The following is a 7,090-nucleotide window of genomic DNA, read 5'->3' as shown; positions in this document are numbered from 1 at the left end:
CGTCATACGCATCGGCGAAAACAGGGAACGCCGCATACAACCCACGCCCCATACCGATCCGCTGCGAACCCTGACCCGAGAACAGAAAACCGACCTTGCCCTCGGAGCGGGCTCGTCCCAGCGTCACGTTCGCCGCTTGTTGGCCGGCGGCGAGGGCGGTGAGGGCTTGCCGGAGCTCGTCCGAGCCCTCTGCCAGGAGCACCGCGCGGTCCTCGAACGTCTCGCGGGAGGCCAGGGAGAGGCCGATGTCGGAAGGCGTCCAGCCTTCGTTCGCATCGAGGTGCCCGGCCAGCCGGGCCGCCTGGGCACGCAGCGCCCGCTCGCCCTTGCCCGACAGCACCCACGGCACGAGCGCGCCGGGGTCGGGCGGCGTGGGAGGCAGCTCGGCCGTGGCGGGGGCCTGTTCGATGATGGTGTGGGCGTTGGTGCCGCTGACACCGAAGGACGAGATCGCGGCACGGCGCGGACGGTCCCAATCGGGCCAGTCGACGGCCTCGGTCAGCAGCCGGACATCACCGGCCGACCAATCCACATGCGGCGTCGGCTCATCAGCGTGCAGCGTCCGCGGCAGGACGCCGTGGCGCATCGCCATCACCATCTTGATCACACCGGCGACACCCGCCGCCGCCTGCGCGTGACCGATGTTGGACTTCAACGAGCCCAGCCACAGCGGCTGTCCTTCGGGTCGCTCCCGGCCGTACGTGGCGAGCAATGCCTGCGCCTCGATCGGGTCGCCCAGCCTCGTGCCCGTACCGTGTGCCTCGACGACATCCACCTCGCCCGGAGCGAGCCCGGCCGAGGCCAGCGCCTGGCGGATCACCCGCTGCTGCGCCGGGCCGTTCGGCGCGGTCAGCCCGTTGGACGCGCCGTCCTGGTTGACGGCGCTGCCGCGGACCACCGCCAGGACCTCGTGGCCGTTGCGCACGGCGTCGGAGAGGCGCTCCACGAGCACCACGCCCACGCCCTCCGCCCAGCCGGTGCCGTCAGCGCCGACGCCGAACGCCCTGCACCGTCCGTCGGGCGACAGGCCGCGCTGGCGACTGAACTCCACGAAAACGCTCGGACCGGCCATGACGGTGACGCCGCCGGCCAACGCCATCGTGCACTCGCCGTTGCGCAGCGACTGCATGGCCAGGTGCAGGGCGACCAGGGACGACGAGCAGGCCGTGTCGATCGTGACGGCGGGCCCTTCGAGTCCGAAGGTGTAGGCCACCCGGCCGGAGACGACGCTGGACGCGCCGCCGATGAGCCGGTGTCCTTCGACGCCGTCGGGCGAGCGGCGCACATCGGCTCCGTAGCCCTGGTAGGCCATGCCGACGAAGACGCCGGTCCGGCTGCCGCGCAACTGCGCGGGGGCGATCCCGGCCCGCTCGAAGGCCTCCCACGAGGCCTCCAGCAGCAGGCGCTGCTGCGGGTCCATCGCCAGGGCCTCACGCGGAGAGATCCCGAAGAAGCCGGCGTCGAAGTCGGTGGCGCCATAAAGGAAGCCGCCGTCGCGCGCGTACGTCTTGCCGGGGCGATCGGGGTCGGGGTCGTAGAGATCCGCGACGTCCCAACCGCGGTTCGACGGGAAGGCGGAGATGGCGTCGCCGCCGGACGTCACCAGGTCCCACAGCGCCTCGGGCGAGTCGACGCCGCCGGGCAGGTGGCAGCTCATCGCCACGATGGCGATGGGCTCGTCGTCGGCGGACCCATGCCGCTCCTGCTCCACGGCGGCCGTCGATCCGAGCAGCTCGCTCTGCAGGAAGCGGGCGAGCGCCGTGGTGTTGGGGTAGTCGAAGACCAGCGTGGGCGGCAGCGCGAGACCGGTCGCCGTGTTCACCTTATTGCGGAGTTCGACGGCGGTCAGGGAGTCGAAGCCGAGGTCCTTGAAGGCCCGGTCGGGCTCGACCTCCACCGCCGAGGAGTGGCCCAGGACGGCCGCGACGTGCGCGCGGACCAGGTCGATCAGAATCTCCGTGCGCTCGGCCTCCGGCAGTCCGGCGAGTCGGGCCGCCAGGGGCGCGGCGCCGGTGGCGGCATCGGCCGGTGCGGTGGCGCCGGCGCGGCGCACCTCGGGCAACTCGGACAGCAGGGCGCTCGGGCGGCCGAGGGTGAACGGTCCGATGAACCGCTCCCAGTCGATGTCGGCCACGACGACCGCGGTGTCGTCGCAGTCCAGGGCGCGCTGGACCGCGGTCACGGCGAGTGCGGCGGGCAGGGTGACGACGCCGCGGCGGCGCAGGTGCTCCCTGTCGGCGTCGGTGACCATGCCACCGTCGGCCCACGGACCCCAGGCGATCGCGGTCGCGGTCATGCCCCGGGCCCTCCGCCGGGCGGCGAGTCCGTCGAGGAAGGCGTTGCCGGCCGCGTAGGCGGCCTGCAGTCCGCTTCCCCACACGCCGGCGATCGAGGAGAACATGACAAAGGCGTCGAGCTCACGGTCGCAGAGCAGTTCGTCCAGGTGCGCGGCGCCGCCGGCCTTCGCCGCCACCGTGCGGGCGAAGTCGGCCGGCGTCAACTCGTCGAAGGGGGCAAACTGTTCCACGCCCGCGGTGTGGAAGACGGAGGTGAAGGTGTGCTCGGCGAGCAGCGCCGCCACCGCTTCGCGGTCGGCGACGTCGCACGCGGCGAGGGTGACGCGCGCTCCCAGCTCCTCCAGTTCGGCCCTGAGCGCGGTCGCGCCGGGCGCGTCGGCGCCCCGGCGGCTGGTGAGCACCAGGTGCTCGGCACCGGCACCGGCGAGCCAGCGGGCGACGTGCCCGCCCAACGCACCCGTACCACCGGTGACCAGCACCGTGCCGCGCGGTGTCCAGGGCCGACCGGCGCCGCTTCGGGCGTGAGCGAGCCGGGCGGTGAACACGCCGGTGGCGCGGACGGCGACCTGGTCCTCCGGGCCATCGGCAGCGCCGGCTCCCTGGCTCAGTACGGCGGCGATACGGACGGCGGCACGCTCGTCGACGGCCGCGGGCAGGTCGATCAGGCCGCCCCAGCGCCGGGCGTGCTCCAGGGCCAGGGCGCGGCCGAGGCCCCACACCTGGTTCTGCATCGCGCTGAGCGGTGCGTCGTCCGCGCGGCCGGTGGCGGCCGCGCCGCGGGTGGCGCACCACAGCGGCGCGTCGATGCCCACGTCGCCAAGTGCCTGGGCCAGGGCCACGGTCTGCGCGAGGCCCTGCGAGAGCGCGGGGTGTTCGGGCGAGGCGGTCTCGTCGGTCGCGAGCAGGGACAGGACGCCGTCAAGCGATCCGGCTTCGGCCGCGGCCCGGGTCAGCTCGTCGGTCAGGGACGCGCGGTCGGCGTCGTCGCCGACCGTCAGCGGGATCAGGGACGCGCCGCGTCCAGCCAGGGCCGCGCGAACCGTGCCGGCCCATTCGTCGCCCTCGGGCGCGGCGAACAGCCATGTGCTGCCGGACAGGTCGCCTGCGGACAGGCCGTTCAGCGGTTGCCAGGCCAGTTTGTAGCGCCAGCCGTCCACGACGGACTGCTCGCGCCGCCGACCCCGCCAGGCCGACAACTTCGGTACTACGACGTTTAGTTCCTCGGGGCTCAGCCCCAGCGTGGCGGCGAGGGACTGGGCGTCCTCGCGCTCGACGCTCGCCCAGAACTCGGCGTCGACCGCGTCCACGGCGGCCGTCTCGGCCTCGGGGGCCTCCAGCCAGTAGCGCTCCTGCTGGAAGGCGTAGGTGGGCAGGGTGACGCGCCGGGCGCCCGGGAAGAAGGCGTGCCAGTCCACTTCTGCGCCGCTGACGTGCAGTTCGGCGAGGGCGGTGACGAGGGCCTGCGGCTCGGGGCGGTCAGCGCGCAGCACGGGCACGACAACCGCGTCGTCCACACAGCCCTGGACGAGCGCGCTGAGGACACCGCCTGGTCCGATCTCCACGAAGGTCGTCACGCCCAGCTCGTGCATGGTCCGCACGCCGTCGGCGAAGCGGACCGCCTCACGGACGTGCCGCACCCAGTACTCGGGCGTGTACGCCTCGGCCAGACGCCCGGTGAAGTTCGAGACCACAGGAATCCGCGGCTCGTCGAAGACCAGCCCGCGAACGACCTCCGCGAAGTCCTCCAGCATCGGATCCATCAACGGCGAATGGAACGCGTGACTGACCTTCAGACGAGACGTCCTACGACCCTGCCGGGTGAAGACCTCGGCGATCTCCAGTACGGCATCCTCGGCCCCGGAGACGACGACGGACCGAGGCCCGTTGACCGCCGCGATGCCGACGCCGTCGGACAGGTGCGGCAGTATCTCGTCCTCGGTCGCCTGGACCGCCACCATGGCGCCGCCCGCGGGCAGGGCCTGCATCAACGCGGCACGCGCCGACACCAACTTCGCCGCATCCGCGAGCGACAACACCCCCGCCACATGCGCGGCCGCGATCTCACCCACCGAATGACCAGCCACATAATCCGGCCGCACACCCCACGATTCGAGAAGCCGGAACAGGGCCACCTCGACGGCGAACAACGCCGGTTGGGTGCAACCTGTCTGGTTCAACTCCTCCGCGTCGACGTCGAGCGTGACGTCGAGATGGGCGCGGATCTCGTCGTACGCCGCCGCGAACACCGGAAAGGCGTCGTAGAGTTCGCGCCCCATGCCGGGCCGCTGCGAGCCCTGGCCGGAGAACAGGAACCCGGTCTTGTCGCCGTGGCGGGCCACGTTGTGGACGACGGCCGCGGACGGGGTGCCGGACGCCAATGCCCGTGCGCCTTCGGCGAGTTCCTCCAGGCTCTCTCCGACGACGGCCGCCCTGCGGTCCCAGGCGGTGCGCGTCGTGGCGAGGGAGAAGCCGAAGTCGGCCGGGGTGCTCCCGGGGCCGCTCCGGCCGTCCTCCAGGAAGGAGAGCAGACGCTCCGCCTGGGCGCGCAGCGCCGCGTCGCTCTTCGCCGAGAGCACCCACGGCAGCGCGCCGGCGGTCGGGACCCCGACCGGCTCCACGGCGGGCTCTTCGTCGAGGGCCGGGGCCTGCTCGATGATCGTGTGCGCGTTGGTACCGCTGACACCGAAGGACGAGACCGCGGCGCGGCGGGGGTGGTCCGACTCGGGCCACTGGACGGCCTCGGTCAGGAGCTTGACGCCGCCCGCCGACCAGTCGACCTGAGCGGTCGGCTCGTCCACGTGCAGCGTCCGCGGCAGGACGCCGTTGCGGATGGCCATCACCATCTTGATCACACCGGCGACACCCGCGGCGGCCTGCGTGTGACCGATGTTGGACTTGATGGATCCCAGCCACAGCGGCCGGTCGCCCGAGTGCTCGTGACCGTACGTGGCGAGCAGTGCCTCCGCCTCGATCGGGTCGCCGAGGGTGGTGGCCGTGCCGTGCGCCTCGACCGCGTCGACCTGGGAGGCTGTCAGGCGTGCGTTCTCCAGCGCCTGCCGGATCACGCGCTCCTGCGACGGGCCGTTCGGGGCCGTGAGGCCGTTGGAGGCGCCGTCCTGGTTGACGGCGCTGCCGCGGATGACGGCGAGCACGTCGTGGCCGAGCCGGCGGGCGTCGGACAACCGCTCCAGCAGGAGCACACCGACGCCTTCGGACATGCCCGTGCCGTCGGCGGTCGAGGAGAACGCGCGGCAGCGGCCGTCGGACGACAGGCCGCGCTGGGCACTGAACGCGATGAAGGTGTTCGGCGTGGCCATCACGGTCACGCCGCCGGCCAGGGCGAGCGAGCACTCGCCGCGGCGCAGCGCCTGGGCGGCCAGGTGGAGCGCCACCAGCGAGGACGAGCAGGCCGTGTCGACGGTGACCGCCGGGCCTTCGAGACCGAGGGCATAGGAGATGCGGCCGGACACCACGGCTGCGGTGTTCGCGGTGACGAGGTGGCCCTCGATGTCGCTGTCGCCCTGCCGCTGGAGGTAGGCGTGGTCCTGTCCGTTGGTGCCGACGAACACGCCGACCCGGGTGCCGCGTGCGGTGACGGGGTCGATGCCCGCGCGTTCGAGGGCCTCCCAGGAGGTCTGCAGGAGCAGCCGCTGCTGCGGGTCCATGACCAGTGCCTCGCGGGGGGAGATCCCGAAGAACGCGGGGTCGAACTCGCCGGCGTCGTAGAGGAATCCGCCCTCGCGCACGTACGTGCGGCCCGTCCGCCCGGGCTCGGGGTCGTAGATCGTGTCCAGGTCCCAGCCGCGGTCGGTGGGGAACCCGGACACTCCGTCGCCACCCGAGGCGACCAATTGCCACAGGTCCTCGGGCGAGCCGACGCCGCCCGGGTAGCGGCAGGCCATCCCGACGACGGCGATGGGCTCGGTGTCCTTCGCCTCCAGCTCACCCAGCTGCCTGCGGGTCTGGCGCAGGTCCACCATCACGCGCTTGAGGTAATCCCTGAGCTTGTCGTCGTTCGACATGTTTTACGTCCTCGGTAGCAGTGCGTGAGGTGAGTCAGCGGGACCCAAGCTCTTGGTCGATGAGGTCGAACATCTCGTCGTCGGTGGCGGTGTCGATCCGGTCCAGGTCGATGTCGCGGTCGGTGCCGGGGCCGGCGTCGGCGGTGTTCACCGCGGCGTCCTGATGGGTGTCCGTCCACTTCCAGAGCAGCGCCTTGAGCCGGGCGGTGACCTCGTCCCGCACCGCGTCCTCCGGGGCGAGCGCGGCGAGCTGCGCCTCCAGCCGGTCCAGTTCGGCGAACACGGGCGGGGCCTCGGCTGTTAGGTCGAGCACCAGGTCCTTGTGGAGGAGACGGGCGATCGCGACGGGGTTGGGGTGGTCGAATACAAGGGTGGGCTTGAGCCGGAGCCCGGTCGCGGCCTTGAGCCGGTTGCGCAGTTCCACGGCGGTCAGGGAGTCGAAGCCGATGTCCTTGAAGGCCGTGGTGGGCTCGATGCGCGCAGCGGTGGCGTGGCCGAGGGCGGCTGCCGCCTGGTGGCGCACCAGGTCCAGCAGGACCTTCTCCTGGTCGGCCTCCGGTATCCCGGCGAGGCGGCGGGCCAGGGCGGGGGTCCCTGCGGCCGCGGGGCGGCCGCGGGGGGGGCCGGGGGGTGGGGGAGGCGCCGCCGCGGGGGGGGGGGGCAGGGGGGCCAGGTGGGGGGAGTGGGTGGGCGCCCCCACCACCGAACAACAGCCGCTTTAATTTTTAGGGGTCTCTCAAAATTATACTATTAGCCCGGGGGGCGAACACG

At 72.5% G+C, this 7,090-nt stretch carries 2 protein-coding genes; both read right to left on the bottom strand.

Features of this window, described 5'->3' with window-relative positions:
• Positions 1–6,319, bottom strand: a 6,319-nt coding sequence (locus ACFXGX_RS01155; RefSeq protein WP_384783333.1) for a type I polyketide synthase, incomplete at its 3' end; no start/stop codon positions are given.
• Between the two features lie 34 nt (positions 6,320–6,353).
• Entirely contained in the window at positions 6,354–6,842 is a 489-nt protein-coding gene (locus ACFXGX_RS01150; RefSeq protein ID WP_384783331.1) for a phosphopantetheine-binding protein, read from the bottom strand.
• Positions 6,843–7,090 lie beyond the last annotated feature (248 nt).

The sequence above is a fragment of the Streptomyces sp. NPDC059371 genome, assembly GCF_042751995.1.
In the GTDB taxonomy this organism is placed as follows: Bacteria; Actinomycetota; Actinomycetes; order Streptomycetales; family Streptomycetaceae; genus Streptomyces.
This window is presented reverse-complemented; position numbering and strand designations above follow the sequence as displayed.